Source organism: Methylocaldum sp., assembly GCF_035627495.1.
Lineage (GTDB): Bacteria > Pseudomonadota > Gammaproteobacteria > Methylococcales > Methylococcaceae > Methylocaldum.
This window is the reverse complement of record NZ_DASPLO010000149.1, coordinates 1-1,698: the sequence shown is the minus strand read 5'-3', so window position 1 is coordinate 1,698 and position 1,698 is coordinate 1. Positions and strand designations below refer to the sequence as shown.

Genomic DNA, 1,698 nt, shown 5'->3' with positions numbered 1-1,698 from the left:
CGGCACCAATGATGCTGCTGTCATCACCGGCAGCAGTACCGGAGCCATCACCGAAACTAACGCGATCCAGAGCGTAGGCGGCACCCTCACGGTGACCGATGTCGACGCCGGCCAATCGAGCTTCGTCGCGCAAACCAATGTTGCTGGCAGCAATGGCTACGGCAAGTTCACCATCAATGCGGCCGGTGCCTGGACCTACACCATGGACACCGCCCACAATGAATTCGTGGGCGGCCAGACCTACACCGACAGCATCACGGTCACCACCGCTGACGGCACCACGCAAGTCATCACGGTCACCATGACCGGCACCAATGACGCCGCCGAGATCACCGGCACCAGTACCGGAGCCATCACCGAAACTAACGCGGTTCAGAGCGTAGGCGGCACGCTCACTGTTATTGATGAAGACATTGGCCAATCGGCCTTCGTCGCGCAGACCAATGTCGCGGGCTCCAACGGCTACGGCAAGTTCACCATCAATGCAGCCGGCGTCTGGACCTACACCATGGACACCGCGCACAATGAATTCGTGGGCGGCCAGAACTACACCGACAGCATCACGGTAGTGACCGCCGACGGCACGACGCAAGTCATCACCGTCACCATGACCGGCACCAATGATGCTGCTGTCATCACCGGCACCAGTACCGGAGCCATCACCGAAAGCAATGCGATCCAGAGCGTAGGCGGCACACTTGCTGCCACCGATGTGGACAGCAGTGCCGCCTTCGTGGCGCAAACCAATGTCGCGGGCAACAACGGCTACGGCAAGTTCACCATCAATGCAGCCGGTGTCTGGACCTACGTGATGGACACCGCCCACAATGAGTTTGTGGCAGGGCAGACCTACACCGACAGCATCACGGTGACGACCGCTGACGGCACCACACAAGTCATCACCGTCACCATCACCGGCACCAATGATGCTGCGGTGATTGGCAACCCCACGGTGGCGACCGTCACCGAAGACACGAGTGTCAGCGGCGGCAACCTCACGGCCACGGGCAGCATCACCATTACTGATGCCGACACCGGACAATCCAGCTTCAACACCACGGTCACGCCTGCCGGCGGCAACCTGGGCACACTGGTGCTGGCAGCCAACGGCACCTACACCTACACGGTCGCCAACAGCGCAGTGCAATACCTGGCAGCGGGTGCCACCAAGGTCGACCAATTCACCATCACCAGTGTGGACGGTACCAGCAAGGTGATTAGCTTCACCATCAACGGCACCAATGACGTGCCGGTGATAGGTGGCGTCAGCACGGGCACGGTCAAGGAAGACACGAGCGTCACCTCCGGCAACATCGCGACCGGCGGCACGCTCACCATCAGCGACGCCGATACCGCACAATCCACCTTCACGCCGCAAGCGAGCTATGCCGGCACCTACGGCACCTTCACGCTAAGCGCAGCCGGTGTCTGGACCTACACGGCCAACAACAGCCATGCCGCCATCCAGGCCTTGGGTGCAGGGCAAAGCCTGACTGACAGCTTCACCGCTGTCTCCAGTGACGGCACAGCCAACCAGGTGGTCACGGTCACCATCAACGGCACCAATGATGCTGCTGTCATCACCGGCAGCAGTACCGGAGCCATCACCGAAACTAACGCGATCCAGAGCGTAGGCGGCACCCTCACGGTGACCGATGTCGACGCCGGCCAATCGAGCTTCGTCGCGCAAACCAATGT

Annotated in this window: 1 protein-coding gene; it reads left to right on the top strand. The window is 61.1% G+C overall.

Going from position 1 to position 1,698, the window contains the following annotated elements:
* Nucleotides 1-1,698: VCBS domain-containing protein (locus VEB01_RS12140; protein WP_324875775.1), on the top strand; the 1,698-nt coding region annotated here is incomplete at both ends.